Consider the following 19875-nt stretch of genomic DNA (forward strand, 5'->3'; position numbering starts at 1 on the left):
GGCTGCGCCCCCGGTAGGGGGTGGGCGGGCTACACGAAGTGAGCCCAACCTGGGGGCGAGCAACACTCAAGACGTCTGCGCGATCAACTCCAGCGGCACGACCTCGACCTCGCCGCCGGCGACGCGCTTGCTTTCCTCGGTATAGCGCTTGAAGAAATCCTGGCTCTGCAAGGCCTTGATCGCCTGCTCGTCCGACGCGGCGGCCAGATGGTAGTAGCCGGCGCCATCCCGCTCCTTCAGGCAGCGGTACGAGATCTTGCCCTTCACGGTGGGCTCGGTGTCCAGCCAGGCGATGAACTGGCGGATGTGCTCGTGCCATGCCTCGGCCGTGCCGTTCTTGAACTGGTACTTGATGAGGAAGTGCTTCATCGGCGGCCACCTTTCGGATGTCGGACTCGCGGCGGCGCCGGTACGTCCCGGGGCCGACGCCGCACCTGACGCCATTGGGCTCGGGAACGCGCGGGCTGGCAAGCCGGGACGGGAAAAGGACGGCTGCTCTCGCAGCTATTCGAACACCACGGCTCTCGTCGGCTCGCAGTACGGCGCCGCATTCAACGCTGGGCTGGCGGCTCGGTTCGCCGTGCTGATCCTTGCGAGAGCGATGCCGAAATAACCACCATGGCAAAGCGATCGGTGCGACATCGACTTCTTCACGCCATCGATGACCGTCCGAGTCTTGCCGTGCCGCGTCGCTATCCCTGACGCGCCGCTTCGCCCGCGGCCCAGCGCCACACCGCGTGGATCGCAGGCTCGCGCTCGCGCCCGTTTGCCGCCGCGAGGAAATAGCTGCCTGTCGAGAGCATCGGCCCGAACGGTTGCAGCAATGCGCCGCTTCGCAGTTCGTCGGCGGACAGTGTCAAGCTCAGCAAGGCGACGCCGTGGCCCGCCAATGCGGCGAGCATCGCGTGCGTCTCGTCCGAGAACGACAGATCGCTCTTCCCGCCCTTTTCTCGCGTCCTGCCGCCGTGCCGTCCTTGCGGCGCGATGCCGGCCTCGTCGAACCAGCGCATCCAAGTCGCGGGCGCATGCGCCCGTGCCTGCCAGTCGAAGTGGATCAGCGGCATCTTCGCCAGGTCCTGCGCGCGGCGAAGGCCCAGATGCGGACTGCACACGGGCGCATAGCGTTCGGCGATCAGCGCTTCGGTCACCAGTCCGGGCCACCGCCCCGATCCCGAGCGGATCGCGAGATCGGCCTCCGCGCGTGTCAGATCGACGACCGCGTCGCTCGCATGGAGGCGCAGTTCGATGCCGGGGCATGCGGCCCGGAAGCTGGCCATCCGCGGCAGCACCCATTTGGCGGCGAAGGCGGCGTGGGTGGTCAGCGTCACCGTCTCGCGGGCGCTTCGTGCGCGTGCGGAGCGAACGCCCGCGTCGACCATATCCAGCCCTTCGCGCACGGCAACGAAAAGTCGTTCGCCAGCAGGCGTCAATGCAAGCTGACGCGTGAGCCGGCGAAACAGCGGCTGGTCGAGCGCCTCTTCGAGGCGACGCACCTGATGGCTGATGGCGGTCGGCGTGACGGACAGCTCGCGCGCGGCGCGCTGAAAACTGAGGTGGGCTGCGGCGGCTTCGAATGCGCGCAGCGACGACAGCGGAGGCAATTGCCTGGGGCTTCGAACAGATGAATTAAATTCATCCAAAGGTAAAAAAGCATCGTTTGTCATCGTCAATTCGACATCTAAAAATGCAAAGGTCCTGACGCCTTTCTCAATGAGAAAAGAAAAAATAACTCATCCATTATGTCCAACGAAAGCTCCCCGATGACACAGATTCTTCATATCGACGCCAGTGCCCGTGCCGGCCGCTCCGGCATCGATCCCCATGGTTCACACACACGCAGGCTCTCTGCCCGCTTCGTCGAGCGCTGGCGCGCTTCGCGGCCCGACGACCCGATCGAGTACCTCGACGTGGGTCGGTCGCCGCCCGCGCACGTCACGGGACCATGGATCCACGCGGCGTTCACGAAACCCGAGGCGCGCGAGCCATGGATGCATGACGTCCTCGCGGAAAGCGATCGCCTGGTGGACCAGTTGCTCGCGGCCGACCTGATCGTCGTGGGGCTGCCGATGTACAACTTCAGCGTGCCGGCGCAGTTCAAGGCCTACATCGACAACGTCGTTCGCGTGGGCCGCACGTTCGGTTTCGACCGTGCGCGGGGCGAGGTGCCGTACTGGCCCCTGCTGTCCGATGCCGGCAAACGCGTGGTGTTGCTGGGTTCGCGTGGCGACTTCGGCTATGGCGACGTTCAGCGCATTGCACACCTCAATCACGCCGAATCCAGCGTGCGCACCGCGCTGGGCTACATAGGCATCACCGAGGTCTTCGACGCCGCGGTGGAATACGACGAGTTTGGCGGCGAACGGCTGATCCGGTCGATCGAACAGGCGGAGCGCGCCGTCGATCAGTTCGTCGAACGGCTGACGACGAAGCAACTCTGAGGCGGATGCTCAGATCACGCAGTGGAGACAGCGCTTATACCGGGCACCGGGATGCGAGGGTCAAGTCGACACCGCCTCCCGCTCCGGCCAATACTGCGCCAGCATCCGCTGGTGGTAGCCCACGAGGTTCGATCGGCCGGCCACCAGTTCCTTTTGCGGGGAATCGAAGGGAGGCAGCAACAGCGTGTGAAGGAAGGCGAAGACGGTCGCATCGAGTTCGCTCGGCCGGTCGCCCAGGAAGTATGGCTTGTCGGTCAGGAAGTCGCTGGCCGCGGCGTAACCGCGGTTCGCCATCGCATGGATTTGCTCGATCGGTCGCCGGCCGGTGCCTTGCGCCTTGAGTTGGGCCAGCGTGTTGCGCCGCACCGCCCTGACCGCCCACGGGCGCACGAACGCGGGCACGCCCAGCGCACCCATGTAGTCGGCCATGACCGGGATCAGGATCGCGAAGTTCGGGTCCGGAACCCAGCGCTGGTAGTAGGCGGCGAAATAAAGATCGGTCTCGAACAGGGATCGCCAGGCGCAGGCGACCGCCTGCTCGGAAGGGCTCCAGCGCAGCTCGCCCAAAGGGTCCTGGTGCAGCTGGCGCAGCAGCTCGATGATCTGCTGCGAATCGTTGACGAGCCGACCGTCATCCAGCGTCACGGCCGGMAGCTTGGTGTTGCTCATCTTTCGCACGTTGGCGACCTGCGTGGTGCACGGCAGCTGCGCCATCCGCAGCCAGGTCAGGAGCTTGACGACGAAAGGGCTCAGGTCGATGGCGTTCCAGGCAGGGCCGAAGGTGTGAACGATCATTCGATGCTCTTTGTGATTCGCTTCGAGACTAGCAGAGCAGCGAGCACTGGACCGCCACGGCTCCACCGGATCGATCTGACATCGAGCCCGCTTCTTCCGCAGGCCCCCGCCTACTCGAACACCTCGTCCCCCGTCGGCTCGTAGTGCGGCACCGCGTTCATCGTGTGCCGCAGCTTCGCCAGCTCCCAGTACATCCGCTTGCGCGCCCGGCTCTGGTTGCCGAGGGGCCGGTGCTCGGCGATCGTGTGCCACGGGTTGTAGGACAGCCGCTTGGCGAATTCCATCTGCGCCGGCGAATCGAAGCGCTGCCGCGGCAGCCGCAGCGTCGCCACCGTGATGCGCGGCGAGAGTTTCTCGGGCCACAGCACGCCGGCATTCTCGATCGGCATCAGGTGCGGGTCGGTCTGCATCTGCAGCCGGATGTCGAACTCGACATCGTCGTTGGCCAGCGCCGACACCATCGCCTGCCGCAGGTAGTCGTCGGGCGGGCGCAGCGGCAGGCGCGGGATCGGCGTGCGCTTCGTCGTCTTCGGCCAGACCGAGTACTGCATCGCCTGGCCCTCCCCCATCAGGTAGGGCACGCAGCTGAAGTACGGCGCCTCGAAAGGGCTGCTCTGGGTCTTGATGAAGAGCGACTGCATCACGAGGTCGAGCACGTGCGAATCGTGCAGGTTCACGAAGTAGAAGATCTGCGCGTTCTTCACGCTCTCGCGCTGAAGCGCCGCATTGCACTTGGCGTCGGGCGTGACGAAGGTCGGCGTCGAGACCGCGAACATGTCGAGCGTGTGCTGCTCGTCCTCCATCAGCTTCGGCCCCGGCACGCCCATCAGCTTGATGCTGATGCTCATGAAGCCGACATCGTCGATGTCCGGCGTGATGTAGGGCCCGGGCCCCGAGAACCGGACCCAGCAGCGGAAGGTCTGCGGCGTGGCGTAGATGCCGCGCTTCATGTGCGCGGGGATGTCCTCGTGCACCGTGAACTCGCCGCGCACGATGCCCTGGGTCTTGGTATTGCCGCCGCGCTCGAAGCCGCCGGGCTTCCAGAGGTCGGTCATCTGGCGCGTGAAGCTCTTGACGATCGAGTCGGTGAAGCTCTCCTCGTCGGGCAAGGGCCGCTCCTCGGCGATCGCCAGCCCTTCGTCGCTGCGCCGGCTGTTGATCAGCGCGGTCGTGAAGCGCGCCAGCGGATCGCGCAGGAAGGCATCGAAGGCCGGCCGCAGCAAGGGATCGAAGCGGCGCTCCAGCCGGATCAGCGCCATGCCCGAGTCGCTCACGAAGTTGCGCCAGACGGAGCCGGTGTTGGCCCTCGGCGTCGGACGGCTGGCATTCGAGTTCATGGCTGCACCTTCGACAGATAACGCAAGGCCCGCAGGCCCGGCATGAAGAAGTAGGCGCCGCCGCGCACCGTCACGAACTGCGGCAGGCCGCAGACGCGGCGATCGGGGCCGGAGTCGAGCGGGATCGAGAATCCATCGGTGGCCGTGCCGTCGTCGCGCGGCAGGTGGGTGGCCGTCAGCGGGTCGCTTTCGTCGGCCAGGCCCTCGAAGCGCAGGCCCGACAGCCAGGCCGACTGCACGAACTCGAACTGGCGCGCGATGTTGGCGCCCAGGCAGACGAAGTGCAGGCCGGTAGCATCGACGCTGTTCACGGCTGCCGACGACAGGGCCTGTTCGATCGACACCCCAGCGCCATATTCGCGGCCGCGCCGCAGCAGCCGGTGGAAACGGGTCGACGAGACCTTGTCGGCCGCCAGCGCCGGGGCGTCGAAGCCGAGCGTCCGCCGAGCCCAGGAAAGGAGGCCGGGAGGGCCCGGCGGCAAGTCGGCGTTGCGCGGATTGCTGCGCCGGATGTGAGCCCCGATCGGGCAGCGCAGGCCCTCGCCGTCGCTGGCGTAGGTGAAGCTGTTGCGCGGGTCGTCCTCGCCGGGGACGCGCTCGCCGGTATCGCCGATCAGCGGCTCGCCTTCCATCGTCCGCCCCACCATCGTCTCGGCCAGCTGCTTTCGAAGCACGGGATCGCCCCCGACCTGGGCGTCCATGAAGCGCCAGAAGCCGGCGACGTCCTGCTGCAACTGGCGCAGCACGAGGTAGCTGCCGTTGCGGCCCAGGTCGGCCTTGTCCGGTGCATCCTCGGCCCGCGCCAGGATCGCTTCCGGGTCGCGGTGGGTATCGAGCAAGGGCCGATCGGTGTAGCCGCCGTATTCGTTCGGGTAGCCGAGCAGGTATTCGCCCAGGCACGAGACATTGCCGTAGTCGCCGCGCTCCTCGTCGCGCACCGGTCGCTGGCGCTGCCAGTCGATGGCCGGCTCCGAGATGCCGTCGACGAATCCGAAGGGCTCGACGCCGTCCATGTCGGAGGTCTCGAGGCAGGCGATCAGCTCGAAGCCGAGTTCGCACTGGGACAGCACGCTGCGCTGCCAGTCCTCGAGGCCGCCCGGCACCGCGTAGAGCATCAGCAGCACGTGCGGCAGCTGCTCCGGCGTCCCGCCCCATTGCCATGAAGCGGGGTCGTTCGGTCCGAGGTCGCCGAGGCGCCGGGCGCGGCTGGCATCGCTCGCCATGCCGACGATGAATTCATGCGAGAAGCCCTCGACGATGTCCTGCCGAACGCCCAGCGCCTGCAGGCCGGTGCTGGTGAAGGCGATCTGCAGCGCGGTGGCCGGTGGCGGCTGCTGCAGGTTCGCGCTGCTGACCGGCGCCTGCGCCATCCAGGCGCGTGCGGCCACCGGATCGGTCACGCGCAACAGGAGGAAGCAGGCCTGGGTCAGGCGCTTGTAGCCGAAGCGCACCAGCCCCTGGATGTCGTCGAACTCGACCGCTTGCGGGCTCACAAGGCAACCTCCGTGCTTCGCACTGCGGTGCGAGCTTGCTTGGGGCGGCCCGGCGCGGCGCTCATAGCAGCCTCAGCCAGTCCAGCGCCTGGGCGTCGGTCATCTGGTGCATCTCGAAGCCTTCGCGGATGCGCCGGTTGCGCTCGAGGTCGGTCAGTGTCAGGCCCGGATAGGCCTTGTACCAGACCTGGGTCGGGAGCTGGTGCCGGCGCTGGTAGTACTTGAAACGCAGCTCGTGCCGCGCTCCGCCCTTCAGCAGCCAGTCGGTGCGCGGCCAGCCGAAGCCGTTGCTGAAGACCAGGTTCAGGCCCCAGGCCGCCTTGTTGATGAAGTCGTCCATGTAGCTCTCGTGGCTGCCGTCGTAGTTGCTGGCGAACAGCACGCGCGACTTGCCGTCGAGGAACACCCAGCGCGCGAAGTGGATGGTCTGCACTCGCGCCAGGTGGCCGTGCCCGAAGACATGGCGGCAGGCGTAGTCGATCGCGTACAGGATGAACTGCGTGAGCCAGCGCCGGAACAGCCCGGGCTTGACCGCACCGAGCGCCGTGAAGCTGTTGGTGAGGTCATGGTCCTCCAGCCCCTGCATCTCGACCACCGCGGCGCGGTCCGGCCGCGGGCAGAACTCGGGGTCGGTCCTTTCGTGGCGGCGCAGTTGCCAGACCAGGTACGCGGCCGCCAGGAGCAGCAGCGGCAGCAGGAGCGGAAGCTGCAGCACCAGCAGCACCAGCACCAGGAGTGCGAACAGCGGCGCGATCGCATGCAGGAAGTTGCGCAGCAGCCAGCCCGAGGGCGTGCGCTCGGGCGAGCTCAGCAGCAGCCGCCCGTCGAGCTGCTCGGCCTGCACGAAGGCCAGCAGCCGGTGCCGCAACGCCTGCGGGTCTTCCGCCTCGCCCGCGATGTCGCGCGGCACCTGCGAGGCCAGCGCGCGCTGCAGCGCACTGTCCTCGCGGACCTGCCGCACGGTGCGGCCGATGCGGTTGACGTAGCCCGCGGCCGCCGACACCGAATGCGACTTGAGCCACGCGAGCAGGTTGCCGTCGGCGTCGAAACCCTCGCAGTGCGCGAAGATGCGTCGCAGGCCGTCGTCCGCGACCTGCGCGAACTCGGCCAGCTGGGTGCTGGCCGGACCATCGCATTCGCCGAGGAAGCTGATGTACAGCGGCGGCACGCGGGGCCGCGGCAGGTCGAAGGCCTCGAGGTCGCCGAGCGTGCCGTCGGTGAGCAGCGCGAAACGCGCGAAGTGCAATCGCTCGAAACGGCCGAACGGAATCAGCGCGTTGCCGGGGTCGGCCATGCCGGGCTTCAGGTTCATGGTGTCCAGCAGCTTGCGCAGGCTGGACTCGCGGCCATCGGTGACCGCTGCGATCACCATGAAGTGGGACTGGGGCGTCACCGCATCAGAACTTGAGGCAGAAGTCGATCAGCCGCTTCTTGCTCCAATAGACTTTGCCGAGGTACAAGCCGGGCCCGATGAGCCGGATCTCGTCCCGGATCCACTGCGCCACGATGGAGGTGTCGGAATAGTCGAGCACGATGCACGGCTTGCCGTCGAGCCAGCTCTCGCCCAGGTAGACCCTGGCGACGATGGCCTGCACGCCGAGGATGCTGACCTTGTTCTTCAACAGGCCCTTCTGGGCATCGAACACCTTCCCCTGCCAGCCGAAGAAATTGATGATCCTCGCGATCGACTCGGTATAGCGGGTGCCGGGCGAGATGATCGCGGTGCCCTCGGCCTCGCCGTTCGGAATCTCTCCCGGCGGGCTGGCGCGGAACAGGTCGTCGAGTTGCTGCTGCGACATGTCGAGCAACTGCTGCACGTCATAGGCCATGTGCTCACTCCTGCGGGGAAGCCCCGTCGTTCACAAAGTTTCAGTCCTTCGGCGGGCTTCGTCAATTTGCCGAAAGAGGTGTGCGCCGCGCCTCGTCCAGCAAGKCATCGGCCGCCTTCTCCGCGATCATGTAGATCGCCGCGGCGACGAAGAAGCCCGGGATCCGCGGGAACACCGAGGCATCCACCACGCGCAGCCGCTGCACGCCATGCACCTTGAAGGCGCGGTCGAGCACGCCGCCCTCGCCGGCGGCGCCGATCGCGCAGGAGCACGAGGCATGGTGCCCCCACGCGGTGTTGCGCGCATAGTCGGCCAGGCCTTCGTCGCTGTCGACCGACGGGCCGGGTGCCAGCTCCTCGGCGATCCATCCGCTCTTCAGCAGCGGCGCGCTCATGCGGCGCACGAAGCGGATCGCCTCCACCACGGCCTTCAGGTCACAGCCGGCGTCATCGCTGCCTTCCTCGAAATAGTGGAAGTTCACCAGCGGCGTGTCGCGCGGATCGGCCGAACGCAGGCGCACGGTGCCGGCGCGATTGCGCGTATGGGCCTTGAGCACGGCCCAGGTCAACTGGTCGGGCTGGTCGCGGATCCACTTCGAGAAGCCGCTGAAGTAGCCCTCGAAGCGCGCCAGCAGCGCCATGCAGAAGAGATCGGGCTCCTCCTGGCCCGACGCGGCACGCGAGCGCTGGACCACGCCGAGCGCGGCGCCGTTGGACGCATACATGCCGCTGCGGCTGCGTTGCCACTGGCGCCACAGCGGGTCGCCGCGATCGAAGCGTGCGCCCCGCAGCACCCCCCACGGTGCCGGCATGCGGTGCGTGACGGCGATCTCGTAGCGATCCTGCAGGTTGCGGCCGACACCCGGCAGGTCGACCCGCACGGGAATGCCGTGCGCCTGCAGCTCGGCCGCCGGTCCGATGCCCGACAGCATCAGCAGCTGCGGCGTGTTGAAGGCGCCGCCGCACAGGACCACCTCGCGCCGGGCGCGCACTTCGCGCCGGGTGCCGGCGTCCTCGTTCGGCGCCGCATGGGCGCGGTAGAGCCGCGCGCCCTTCAGGTACTCGACGCCGCAGGCCTCGCCATCGGCATCGAACAGCACCCGCGTGGCGAGCGCATCGAGTTCGATGTGCAGCCGGTCGGGACAGCGTGCCGCGACCTCCAGCAGCCGCTCGCGCACGCCGCTGCGGCGGTGGCCGGAGGTCGCGAGGGGCGTGTAGCAGATCCCTTCGAAGCTGCCGGGCCGCGAGCGCCGGGAATTCGGATCGCCCAGGCCGCCGCGCAACCAGCGCAGCGTGCTGCGCAGCGGGGTCGGCAGGCTGCGGGTGAAGCTGCTCGCGGTCTCGCGCAGCACCCGCAGCAGGCCGTCGTCGCCGAGCACCGACAGCGGGATCGATTTCTCGGTCCGCAGCCAGCCGCTCCAGCCATGGCCGGTCGGGTCCAGCCCGACATGCCGCAGCGCGCGCCAGACCGGCCGGTGCCGGCAGTCCTCGACGCGCTGCGCGTAGCGGCGCATGGCGGTCGCGCGCCACGAGGGGTCGCCGGTGAGCCGGGCGATGCGATTCCAGTCCGAGGCGTGCGGCAGCATGAAGATCATCGCGTTGTGCGAGGTGCAGCCGCCGAGGCCGGCGGCGCGCGGATAGAGCACGCCCTGCCCCGCCTGGTGCTTCCAGTCCCTGGCCTGCTGCGCCTCGTCGGCGTAGTGGCGCACGCGGAAGTCCCAGCGCAGCGCCGGGTTCTCGCAGGCGAAGGCATGGAAGGCCGGCACGTCGTAGTCGTCCGGCAGGCGGGCATCGCCGCTGCGCGGATCACCGCCGGCATCGAGCAGGAAGACCCGCATGCCGGCCTCGGCCAGGCGGGCCGCCAGGGTGCCGCCGCCCGCCCCCGAACCGACGATCACGTAGTCCCAGTCACTCGCGTCGGATCCGGGCATGCGTGGCGTTTCGATGGGGCTCAGAAGGTCTTCAGGAAGGCGATCAGCGCCCGCTTGTCGTCGTCGCTCAGTTCGGGCTCGCGGCCGAAGGCCTTTTCGTCGGCGCTCAAGCCCTCCTGCCGGTTGAACTCGGCGGTGCCGAAATAGTGGCCGCGGTTGACCACGAAATCGCGGCACTTGCTGAGTTCGAGCATCGGCTCGCGCAGCGCCGCGAAGTGCTTGCGCAGTTCGTCGTCGCTGGCACCGGCGGGCGCGCTCGCGAGCGCCAGCTTGAGCTTGACCAGCAGTTCGCCGACGTCCTTCACATGCGAGGCCTTGTCGCCCAGGTCGTTGCTTTCGGCGCGCAGCTTGAGATTGGCCAGCAGGTTCACCGGCACGCCCTCGGGGATCGGGCCGAGGACGATGTCGCCGTCCTTCTGCACCAGCCAGGGCAGCCAGCGGTGCAAGGCGCCCTGGAGCGGCCGCAGCGCCTCGGGCACGTAGCCGGTCGGGATCGTGACGACGCTGCGTTCGGTGGTGCGGTCGATGGTGCCGCCGACCTTGGCACCCAGCACCGCATCGGGCTTGCGCCTGTCGGGCCACAGCATCTGCTCGATCGCCTCGTCGAAGACCTTCATGCGGCCTGCGACCGACGGGTCGCCGTTGGCATCGCCGACGGTGTTGTTGAGCAGGAAAGGCGCGGTCGACCAGACGCTGATCAGCGACGGCACGCGCGTATAGCCGCGTCCGCCCGCCGGCATCGCGTAAGGCCTGGGCTCGCCCGTGAACGGATCGCTCAAGGTCACGGTGCCGACCGAGGGCAGGTTCTTGTAGGTCTGCGACGAGAAGTTGTCCCAGATGTTGCCCTCCAGCGCATTGGTCGCCAGCGGGCTGCAGGCGTTGGTACGCAGCAAGGTGACCGGGATCCGCGCCTCGGTCGACAGGTAGTTGTTCTTGAGGAAGTCCGGCGCCTGGACGATCTTGCGCATCTGCGCCTTGTAGTCCTCGGTCTGGGTCCAGCCCCAGTAGCGCTTGAAGCAGTCGACATAGCCCGGGCCCGCACAGCGCGCCGGATTCAGCTCGAGCGAGGCCGGCAGCGGCGGCGCCTTGCTCGAATGGCAGCGCGCACAGGTGTTGGCGAAGGCCAGCTTGCCGCGCTCCAGCGTGGCGGCGTCCGCGCCCAGGTAGGTGTCGCCGCCGGGTGCGTCCTTCAGGCGGTCGGGCTGGGCAGCCTTGAGAAAGAACAGCGCGGTGTTCGGCGTCCCGGCTTCGGTCGCCTGCCAGTAGCTCGAGTTCTTCTGCGCCGAGGCGATCCTGATCGGCGTGATGGTCTTGCCGCCGATCACCGGATTGAAATGCAGCAGCCATTCCTCGCTGAACAGGCCGATGTTGAGGTAGACCCGGTTCAGCGCGCCCAGCAGCCCGACCGAATCGGCGCCGTCCTTGAGCACATGCGGCGTGTAGACCACCGAATCGGCCTTCGAGAAGAACTCGGTCAGCGGCCCGCTGGCGATGAAGTCGTTGAACTGCTTGTTGTCGAGCTCGCCGCCCGCCAGCTTCTCGCGGCCGATGCGCCGCGCCATCTCCATTCGCGACGGAAAGTCGTAGACCGCGTTCATGGTGCGCGGATTGTTGATGCCGTCGGTCGAGACCAGCGAGGTGTCCATTGCGCCCGGCCGGTAGGTGTGGGCCAGCTGGTACATGTAGTTGGTCCGCCCCTCGGCCTTGTTGGCGTTGAAGATGAAGAGCCGGTCGACCCACATGTACTGTGCGCCCACCGAGGAACTCAGGTTCTCGAATTTCGGATTGTTCGGATCGGCCGGCGGCTTCACCGGGCTGGGGCCGACGTGGCAGAAGCCGCAGGACATGCCGACCCGGTACGGGCGCACCAGGTCCTGGCGGTTGTAGTAGCTCGGATCGGTGTAGTACTTCTCGGCATCCCAGGTCTTGGCGGCCTTCTCGTCGAAGGCCGGATTCGGAAACAGGCGCAGTCCCGCGATGCCGGTGGCCCAGCCGTAGAAGGAGCCCACCGGTTGCATCGTGCCGTCGCCCAGCGGCCTGCCGCGCGAGCCGGTCGCGACGCCCGGGTACTTGCTCTCGTTCTCGAAGGGATCGGGCGCGCAGTCCTTGCTGCGGACGTCGAGCCAGAGGCCGCGGCGCTCCTTGTCGGGTCCGGCGGCGTTGCCGAAGCAGGGCTCGTTGACCAGGCCGAAGTACTGCCAGCGATTGGTCCGGGAGTAGCCCAGGCTGGGGTGCGAGCTGATCACCTTCAGCAGGTCGAAGGCGCCGAAGGTGTAGTCGGTCATCTGGGTCCAGAAGCGGTCGTTGCCGCCGCTCCAGACCAGCCACATGTTGCGGCCCTTGATTTCCTCGGGGCTCAGCGCGATGCCGTTGTCCATGTCGTGGAAGTAGTCCTCGCCGGCGTGCGGGAACGAGGCCGCGTCGCGGCCGGCGATCTTCGCCTCGTCCTGCACCTCGCCGGGCTGGGGGCCCTTCGAGCAGGCCGCAAGCAGCACGCCGACGAGCAGCGGCAGCCATCGAGCGCCGCGGCGGATACCCTGGTTCATTGCCATTCCTCCTGCGGCCAGCGCTTGGGTGAACGGGCCTTTCGAGAGCGCAGTGTGGAGGGGGCTCCAGGCATTGCCTATCGGCCATGCGACGTATGGCTATCGCTCGCCCCGGGTTGGGCTTTCTGCGTGTCGCCCGTACGCGCACCGCCGATGAGCAGCCAGGCGCTCAGCGCACTCAGCAGCGCGAGGGCGGCGCACAGGCCCATCACCCAGCGGAAGCCGGACACGAAGGCGGCATGGACCGTGTGCCTGAGCGCCGCGGCGGCGCTTGCATCGGCGCCCGGCGGCAGCGCGGCGCCGGCCAGCTGGCTGCGCTGGGCCTGCATGAAGGCCACGGCCTCGGGCGAGGCGCCGATGTCGCGCAGGCCGGCGCCCAGGCGGGCGTCGAAGGCCCAGACCATGACGAGGCCGAAGACCGCGATCGCCAGCACCGCGGYGGCGCGCGAGACCGCGTTGTTGACGCCCGAGGCGATGCCCGCGAGATCCGGGCCGACGGCGTTCATCACGGTGGTGGTGAGCGGCGCGACGGTCACCGTCATGCCGAAGCCGAGCACCAGCACCGCCGGGAAGAAGGAGGTCCAGTAGCCGGCGCCGACGCCCGGCAGCGTGAACAGCGCGAAGCCCAGGGCCGCGATGCCGGGCCCGACCACCAGCGGCAGGCGCGGACCGAAGCGGTCGACCAGTTGTCCGGCCCAGGCCGACAGCGCGAACATGATCAGGATGAAGGGCAGCAGCGCCGCACCGGCCACGGTGGCCGAGTAGCCCTGCACCTGGATCAGGTTGAGCGGAAAGAAGTAGAGGCCGCCCCCGAGTGCCGCATAGAGCAGCAGCGTGAGCAGGTTGGCGCCGCCGAAATTGCCGATCCGCAGCAGCGACAGGGGCAGCATCGGCGAGCGAACCCGCAGCTCGATGGCGACGAAGGCCACGCTCGCCGCCATGCCGCCGAGCAACGCAGCCCGTACGGCGGTGGCATCCCAGCCCTGGGTCGGCGACTCGATGAACGCATAGACGATGCCGCCGAGCGCGACCGTGGCGAGCGCCGCACCGCGGAGATCGAGCCGCTCGCCGGCTGCCGCGCCGCCGCGGCTTTCGGGCACGTGGCGCCAGACGATCCACAGCACCAGGGCGGCCATCGGCAGGTTGACCAGGAAAGCCCAGGTCCACGAGTAGCGATCGACCAGGAAGCCGCCCAGCACCGGCCCGACCGCGGCCGTGATGCCGCTCGCGCCCGACCAGGTGCCGATCGCCCGGCCGCGCTCCTTCTCGGGATAGGAGGCGCTGATGAGCGCCAGGCTGCCGGGCACCAGCAAGGCGCCGCCAACGCCCTGCACCGCACGCGCCGCGATCAGCTGCTGCACAGTGCCTGCCAGCGCGCAGCCCACCGAGGCCAGCGCGAACAACGCCACCCCGAGCGCAAAGATCCTGCGGCGGCCGAAGTGGTCGCCGAGCGAGCCGCCGACCAGCAGCAGCGCAGCCAGGAACAGGGCATAGGACTCGACCACCCATTGCGCCTGGAACGCGCTCGCACGCAGGTCGGCCTGGATCGCCGGCAGCGCGACATTGACCACGGTGCCGTCGATGAAGGCCATGCTCGAGCCGACGATGGCCGCGGCGAGCACCCAGGGCCTGGAGGCCGGCGGGCAGTCGGCCACCTCGCAGCCGTAGCGGATCAGGCTGTCGTCCCCGGGTGGTTTGCCGATCTGAGGCATGCGGCAGTATGCGGCCCCATGCGGCGGCGGACAATCACCGGCTCATGACACGCTGCGAAGCCCTGGCCACCGAGATCGCCGAATCGGCTCGCGGGCGGCGTCGGCCCGGGGCCCGGGGCCGAGCACCGGCCACGGGTCCGCCTCGAGCCTCGTGATAGATTGCGCGCCGGGAAGTCTCCCGGGCCGGCGTGCTCGAAAAGAACGGAAAAGGATCGGAATGGGACCCTGGCTGACCAGGATGCTGAAGCGCATCGTGCTGCTGCTGGGCATCGTTTTCGTCACCCTGATCGGGGTGCGCACCTACGATGTGCAGCGCGGTCCCCCGCTCGAACCCTGGCACACGCACGTGCCGCGCGAATTGTCCGGCGACGAGATCCGGAAGGCCGACTGGCCAGCCTGGCTGGCGGCCGAGAACGCGGCCTTCGACGAGGTCCGGCAACAGGTCAGCGAGAAGCTGCCGCCCGAGCTGAAGACGCCCTCCAACCGCTATTTCGACGGCAGCCCGATCTACCCGGGCCACTTCCGCCAGGACTGGAACCGCTCCTACGTCCTCGATCCGCAAGGTCCGCCGAAGGGTGCGGTGGTGCTGCTGCACGGCCTGACCGATTCCCCCTACAGCCTGCGCCACGTGGCCACGCTGTACCGCGACCGCGGCTTCGTGGTCGTGGCCATCCGGATGCCGGGCCACGGCACGGTGCCCGCGGGGCTGACCCATGTGCAATGGGAAGACTGGTCCGCCGCGACCCAGCTCGCGGTGCGCGAAGCCCGCCGCCGCGTGCCGGCGCCGCTGCCGCTGCACGTCGTCGGCTTCTCCAATGGCGGTGCCTTGGCGACCAAGTACGCGCTCGACGCCATCGACGACCCGAAGCTCGCGCGGCCCGACCGGTTGATCCTGATCGCACCGATGATCGGCATCACCGAACTGTCGCGCTTCGCCGGGGTCTTCGGCTGGCCGGCGATCTTCCCGGCTTTCGCCAAGGCGGCCTGGCTCGGCATCGTGCCCGAGTTCAATCCCTTCAAGTACAACTCGTTCCCGGTCAACGGCGCACGCCAGTCCTCGCTGCTGACGCGCGACCTGCAGGCCCATGTGGCGCGCGAGGAGCGCGACGGCCGGCTCGACCAGCTGCCGCCGATCCTCACTTTCCAGTCGCTGATCGACTTCACGGTCAGCACCCGTGCCATCGTCACCGGCCTCTATGCGCGGCTGCCGGCCAACGGCAGCGAACTGGTGCTGTTCGACCTCAATCGCAGCGTCAAGTTCGGACCGCTGCTGCGCTCCGGCAGCGACCTGCGGCCCGACCGGGTGTTGCCGCCGGCCCCGCGGCGCTTCCGCACGACGCTGGTCACCAATGCCGACATCCACAGCCGGGAGGTCGTCCAACAAGTGACCGAGGCCGGAGCGACCACGGTCCAGACGCGGCCGATCGGGCTCGAGTTCCCGCTCGAGGTGTTCTCGCTCTCGCACTTGGCCCTGCCCTTCCCGATCACCGATCCGCTGTACGGCATCCGGCCCGACGACAGCGACGACTTCGGCGTCAACCTCGGCGCCCTGGCCGTGCGCGGCGAGCGCGGCGGCCTGATCGTCAGCCTGGATTCGCTGACCCGGCTGTCCTCGAACCCGTTCTACGACTTCATGGCCGAGCGCATCGCGGCCGTCATCCCGGCACCCTGAGCGCGACGGCAATCGCGACGCGGCCAGGGTCCGGCGGCCGCCGGATCAGCGAGCAGCCATGCGCACCAGGCGAGCAGTCTCTTCCGCCCGTGCATCGTCGACCTCGCGCAACACGCCGCCGAGGTCCACCGGCCCGGTCGCGCTTGCAAAGCTGCCCGTCAGAACCGACGCCGGATGCAGTTCGCCATGCTCGTAGAGGCTCCAGATCTCTTCGCCGTAGCGCATCGAAAGAAGCTCGGGCGCGAACTGCCCGAAGAAGGCGCCGAGATTCGCCACGTCGCGCAGCAGCATCCGGCGCGCATGGTTGTTGCCGGCGGCGTCGACCGCTTGCGGCAGGTCGATGACCACCGGGCCATCGGCGCCGAGCAGCACGTTGAATTCCGAAAGATCGCCATGCACCACGCCGGCACAGAGCATCCGGACCACTTCGACCAGCAGCGTCCCATGGTGCCGCCGCGCATCCTCGGGCGTGAACAGCACGTCGTTGAGACGCGGTGCGGCATCCCCCAGCGCATCGGTGACCAGTTCCATCAGCAGCACGCCATCGCAGAAGTTGTAGGGCGCCGGCACGCGGACGCCCGCGGCCGCCAGCCGGTAGAGGGCATCGACCTCGGCACTTTGCCAGGCGGCCTCGGTGGCTTGTCGTCCGAACTTGGTGCCCTTGGCCATGGCGCGCTGGAGACGCGTGTTCTTGACCTTGCGGTTTTCCGTGTAGTCGACGGCCTGGCGAAAACTGCGCTGCGTGGCCTCCTTGTAGATCTTCGCGCAGCGCGTGTCGTCGCCGCAGCGCACCACGTAGACCATCGCTTCCTTGCCGCTCATGAGCTGGCGTACCACGCTGTCGATCAGTCCTTCGTCGATCAGCGATTGCAGTCGGGGGGGTGCTTTCATGGCACATTCTGCCCGTCGGCCATTTCACAGGCCGATGCAGACACCCCGATTCAGCCCTTCAGGCGTGGATCCAGAACGCGCTCTCCGCGAATTCCTCGCCATTCCACCAGCCGGCCTTGCCGGGGCCGCGGCCGAAGTTGCGCGCACCGGCCTGGCTCTGCAGTGGCGCGACGACGTCGCCCGCGACGTTGCGGCGTGCGCGCTCGGTGCCGGTCTCCGGCACCACGGCCACGATGTGGCCCGAACGGCCGTCTTCCTTCCGCCGCGCAACGATCAGGCCGACGGCGCCCTGGTTGGCCGCCTGCTGCAATTCGGTCACGGTGGCGCTGCGGCGCCAGCCGAATCCCTGGCCGAAGTCGCGCAGCCAGCGGAACAGGTCGTTGGCGCGCATCTCGGTGATCGTATTGCCGATCAGTGGCGCCACCTGCGTCCCGCCCGCGAGCGAAAGAATGGCCGGCGTGGTCCACCAGACACGCGGCAGGTAGACGCCTGCGAGGTGGCAGTAGTCGTGGCTGTAGATGTTGCAGAAGGTCAGGCCCGCGCGCGGCTGGTAGCGCTTGTGCGCCGGATTGTCGACCGCCAGCCAATCGACGATGGCGCCGAGTTCGCCACGCAGCGCCTCGGCACTGCCGCCCGGCCGGCCCGGCTGCTTTGCTTCGTTCAGCGAATGCGCGCTGGCCGGGTCGCGGCGCCGGGTGACGCTGCCGGACGCCCGCGGCATGCTCACAGCCGGCGGCGTGAAGGCTGCCGTCAACGCCGTCGCCCGGGCGCCCTTGGCCGCTGCTGCGCGCCGGGGCACGGGTGCCGGCGCCAGGAACTTCATCGACGCAAAGCCGCGCAGCAGCGCACCGGACAGCGCCGTCTCGACCTCCATGAAGCCCTTGACCGCGGTGCCCGTCACGGCGCGCACCATGTGCCCGCTCGGCAGATTCGCGACCACGTTGGCCTGCGGCGGCGCGCTGATGACCGGCGCGCTGCGCAGGCGCAGCATGCCGTCGGTCGTGGTCACCACCATCGCCTGGCCCTGGGCAATCGGCGGCGCGGGCGCTGGAACGATGGCGACGCCCGGCGGTGTCTCGACCGGCGCCGCCGGGTCACCCGCCAGCGCGACGCTGCGCGAGAGCTGGAGGTAGTCGAACAGAAGCTCGCCATAGAAGCTGGTGCCGTTGAAGTAGCCCTGCTTGAGGCCCTTGGACGGCTTGAAGCCGCCGGTGTTGTAGGCGATGCCGACGGCGGCGAGTTCGAGGTCGCCGAGCGAGGAGCGGTTCTGAAAACCCAGCTTCCGAAGCGCATTGCGCAGCTCGTCCAGGCATTGGCCCAGTGTCTGCTCGAACTGCTCGTAGCGGCGCTCCAGGAAGTAGTCCGGGTCGGACACGAAGAACTGCAGGTCGCGCTGGAACATGCCGTAGCCATGGCAGAACTTGTCGGGCCGCGCCGCCACCGCCGTGTAGCCCGGCACCTGCGCCGCCATGTCGACCAGCGCCTGGTGCGCGATCGCGAACATCCGGTCGCCGTTCGGCCGCGCCAGCAGGTCTGCCTTGGTGGTCGGGAAGGCCCGGCGTCCCTTGTCCGCGTCGAGCGTGTCGCCGACGCAGAGCGCGAGGATTCGCGCCGTCGGCAGGTTCTTGCGGCGCAGCAGCGGCCAGATGTGGCCGGTCTCCTGGCAGGCGATGGCGGCGATCATGTCCACCGTCAGCGGGGTGCCGCCCAGCAGCGGAACGATCCGCGGCTGGAACTCGGTCTTGAACCACAGGATGTCCGAACGATCAGGCATGGGCCCCCCTTGCGCTGCGCAGGGCCCGACGATAGGAGCCCGCCCCGCGGCCGGCAATCGGCCGTCGGAGATAGAGGGGCGGTTCAGGCGTGGCGGGCGGCCGCCTGGCGGGTCCGCAGCGTACTGCAGACCGCCGCCACCGCGGCGCAGCAGGCGGCGAGCGCGAGGGCGATCACCTGCCCCTTGCCGTCGTGCGGGCTCCAGAAGCTGAAGATGCCGGCCAGCAGCACCGCCCCCAGGGTCTGGCCGGTGAGCCGCGCGGTGCCCAGCATGCCGCTCGCCGCGCCGCTGCGGTGCGGCGGTGGCGTGGTCACGATGGTGTGGTTGTTGGGCGACTGGAACAGTCCGAAGCCCAGCCCGCACAGCGCCATGCGCCAGACGATGTCGCCGTTGCCCGGCTGGGCCGGCAGTGTCGCCAGCAGCGCCAGGCCGGTGGCCAGCAGGGCCAGCCCGATGCCGCCGAGCAAGCCGTCCGGATATCGACCGATCAGCCGACCCGCGATCGGCGCCATCACCACGATCGCCAGCGGCCAGGCGGTGATCAGCAGGCCGGCCTCGAAGTGCGAGCGCCCGTAGGTGTCGAGCAGCAGAAAGGGCAGCGCGATGAAAGACAGCATCTGGGCACAGAAGGCACCGACCGAGGTGCCCATCGAGAGCGCGAACACCGGGATGCGCAGCAGGTCGACCGGGAACAGCGGCAGCGCGAGCGCGGCCTGCCGCCGCAGGTAGACGACGCCGACCGCGACGCCGGCCAGCAGCAGCGCCCAGGCCAACGGCCCGCCGCCCTGCCCCGTTTCGCCGCGCACGCCCAGGCGGTCGGCGCCGATGAAGATCAGCGCGAACATCGCCACGTTGAGCGCGACATCGACGAGAGAAAAGCGAACGGCGGACGACTTCGCGGCATTGACCGGCAGCGCCCTCAGCCCGAGCACCAGCACCAGCGCCCCAAGCGGCACGTTGAGCGCGAACAACCAGGGCCACGAAGCCACCGACAGGATCGCGGCCGCCACCGACGGGCCGGCCACCGAAGCGGTCGCCACCACCATCGAATTGATGGCCATGCCGCGCCCGAGCTGGGCCGACGGGTAGATCAGCCGGACCAGGGCGGCATTGACGCTCATGATGCCGGCGGCGCCCAGCCCCTGCAGCGCGCGGCCGGCGATCAGCATGCCGAGCGAGTTCGACAGCGTCGCGATCAGCGAAGCCGACGCGAACAGCGCCATGCCGGTGAGATAGACGCGCCGAAAGCCGATCCGGTCGCCCAGCGAGGCCAGCGGCAGCAGCATCACCAGCGTGGCGATCTGGTAGGCGTTGACGACCCAGATGGCATGCGCCGGATCGGCCCGCAACTCGCGCGCGATGCCCGGCAGCGCGAGGTTGACGATGGTGCCGTCGAGCACCGCCACCGCGATGCCGAGGATGACCACCACCATGGCGTGCCGGCGCTGCGGCTGCGGC

Annotated in this window: 15 protein-coding genes; 2 read left to right on the top strand and 13 right to left on the bottom strand. The window is 68.7% G+C overall.

Annotation, left to right across the window (positions count from 1 at the left end; translation table 11 throughout):
* Positions 1-66: 66 nt before the first annotated feature.
* Positions 67-369 carry a hypothetical protein gene (locus tag AC1D2E_RS17770; RefSeq protein WP_478198609.1) on the bottom strand — a complete coding sequence of 101 codons (303 nt, stop codon included), beginning with the start codon at positions 367-369 and terminating at the stop codon, positions 67-69.
* A gap of 323 nt (positions 370-692) precedes the next feature.
* Positions 693-1664, bottom strand: a complete 972-nt coding sequence (locus tag AC1D2E_RS17775) for a LysR substrate-binding domain-containing protein (RefSeq protein WP_478198610.1) — start codon at positions 1662-1664, stop codon at positions 693-695.
* Between the two features lie 96 nt (positions 1665-1760).
* On the opposite strand from AC1D2E_RS17775, the gene AC1D2E_RS17780 reads away from it, so the two are divergent.
* The gene (locus AC1D2E_RS17780; RefSeq protein WP_478164627.1) at positions 1761-2438 is read left to right on the top strand and encodes an FMN-dependent NADH-azoreductase; all 678 of its coding nucleotides are present in this window, start codon (positions 1761-1763) and stop codon (positions 2436-2438) included.
* Positions 2439-2498: 60 nt separating this feature from the next.
* Here AC1D2E_RS17780 and AC1D2E_RS17785 read toward each other — a convergent pair whose 3' ends face one another.
* From AC1D2E_RS17785 to AC1D2E_RS17820, 8 genes are all read right to left on the bottom strand, one after another.
* The gene (locus AC1D2E_RS17785; protein ID WP_478198611.1) at positions 2499-3233 is read right to left on the bottom strand and encodes a glutathione S-transferase family protein; all 735 of its coding nucleotides are present in this window, start codon (positions 3231-3233) and stop codon (positions 2499-2501) included.
* Positions 3234-3343: 110 nt separating this feature from the next.
* Positions 3344-4570, bottom strand: coding sequence for a catalase family protein (locus AC1D2E_RS17790; RefSeq protein WP_478198612.1), 1227 nt, complete (start codon positions 4568-4570; stop codon positions 3344-3346).
* A complete protein-coding gene (locus AC1D2E_RS17795; protein WP_478198613.1) occupies positions 4567-6063 on the bottom strand; it encodes a Dyp-type peroxidase in 1497 nt (498 codons plus the stop codon). The genes AC1D2E_RS17790 and AC1D2E_RS17795 overlap by 4 nt, the downstream gene beginning before the upstream one ends.
* Positions 6064-6124: 61 nt before the next feature.
* Positions 6125-7456 (bottom strand): hypothetical protein, encoded by a 1332-nt coding sequence (locus AC1D2E_RS17800; protein WP_478198614.1) that lies wholly within the window; start codon positions 7454-7456, stop codon positions 6125-6127.
* A 4-nt stretch (positions 7457-7460) separates the two neighbouring features.
* Positions 7461-7892, bottom strand: coding sequence for a hypothetical protein (locus AC1D2E_RS17805; protein WP_478198615.1), 432 nt, complete (start codon positions 7890-7892; stop codon positions 7461-7463).
* Between the two features lie 61 nt (positions 7893-7953).
* Positions 7954-9822 carry a GMC family oxidoreductase gene (locus AC1D2E_RS17810; RefSeq protein WP_478198616.1) on the bottom strand — a complete coding sequence of 623 codons (1869 nt, stop codon included), beginning with the start codon at positions 9820-9822 and terminating at the stop codon, positions 7954-7956.
* 20 nt (positions 9823-9842) lie between these two features.
* Entirely contained in the window at positions 9843-12368 is a 2526-nt protein-coding gene (locus AC1D2E_RS17815) for a hypothetical protein (protein WP_478198617.1), read from the bottom strand.
* A gap of 77 nt (positions 12369-12445) precedes the next feature.
* Entirely contained in the window at positions 12446-14080 is a 1635-nt protein-coding gene (locus AC1D2E_RS17820) for an MFS transporter (protein WP_478198618.1), read from the bottom strand.
* 217 nt (positions 14081-14297) lie between these two features.
* Between AC1D2E_RS17820 and AC1D2E_RS17825 the strand changes: the two genes are divergently transcribed.
* On the top strand, positions 14298-15752 hold the full coding sequence (locus tag AC1D2E_RS17825; protein WP_478198619.1) for an alpha/beta hydrolase: 1455 nt from the start codon (positions 14298-14300) through the stop codon (positions 15750-15752).
* A gap of 45 nt (positions 15753-15797) precedes the next feature.
* Here AC1D2E_RS17825 and AC1D2E_RS17830 read toward each other — a convergent pair whose 3' ends face one another.
* From AC1D2E_RS17830 to AC1D2E_RS17840, 3 genes are all read right to left on the bottom strand, one after another.
* On the bottom strand, positions 15798-16643 hold the full coding sequence (locus AC1D2E_RS17830) for a PA4780 family RIO1-like protein kinase (protein ID WP_478198620.1): 846 nt from the start codon (positions 16641-16643) through the stop codon (positions 15798-15800).
* Positions 16644-16701: 58 nt separating this feature from the next.
* Positions 16702-18417 (bottom strand): hypothetical protein, encoded by a 1716-nt coding sequence (locus AC1D2E_RS17835; RefSeq protein WP_478198621.1) that lies wholly within the window; start codon positions 18415-18417, stop codon positions 16702-16704.
* A gap of 83 nt (positions 18418-18500) precedes the next feature.
* A partial coding sequence (locus AC1D2E_RS17840; RefSeq protein ID WP_478198622.1) for an MFS transporter occupies positions 18501-19875 on the bottom strand: 1375 nt, incomplete at its 5' end.

The sequence above is a fragment of the Variovorax sp. P1_H2 genome (assembly GCF_056405295.1).

Coding starts and splice junctions, on each gene's coding strand:
- AC1D2E_RS17775 (WP_478198610.1), bottom strand. CDS start 1,664: ATGACAAACGATGCTTTTTTACCTTTGGATGAATTTAATTCATCTGTT.
- AC1D2E_RS17780 (WP_478164627.1), top strand. CDS start 1,761: ATGACACAGATTCTTCATATCGACGCCAGTGCCCGTGCCGGCCGCTCC.
- AC1D2E_RS17805 (WP_478198615.1), bottom strand. CDS start 7,892: ATGGCCTATGACGTGCAGCAGTTGCTCGACATGTCGCAGCAGCAACTC.
- AC1D2E_RS17830 (WP_478198620.1), bottom strand. CDS start 16,643: ATGAAAGCACCCCCCCGACTGCAATCGCTGATCGACGAAGGACTGATC.
- AC1D2E_RS17835 (WP_478198621.1), bottom strand. CDS start 18,417: ATGCCTGATCGTTCGGACATCCTGTGGTTCAAGACCGAGTTCCAGCCG.
- AC1D2E_RS17770 (WP_478198609.1), bottom strand. CDS start 369: ATGAAGCACTTCCTCATCAAGTACCAGTTCAAGAACGGCACGGCCGAG.
- AC1D2E_RS17790 (WP_478198612.1), bottom strand. CDS start 4,570: ATGAACTCGAATGCCAGCCGTCCGACGCCGAGGGCCAACACCGGCTCC.
- AC1D2E_RS17815 (WP_478198617.1), bottom strand. CDS start 12,368: ATGAACCAGGGTATCCGCCGCGGCGCTCGATGGCTGCCGCTGCTCGTC.
- AC1D2E_RS17825 (WP_478198619.1), top strand. CDS start 14,298: ATGGGACCCTGGCTGACCAGGATGCTGAAGCGCATCGTGCTGCTGCTG.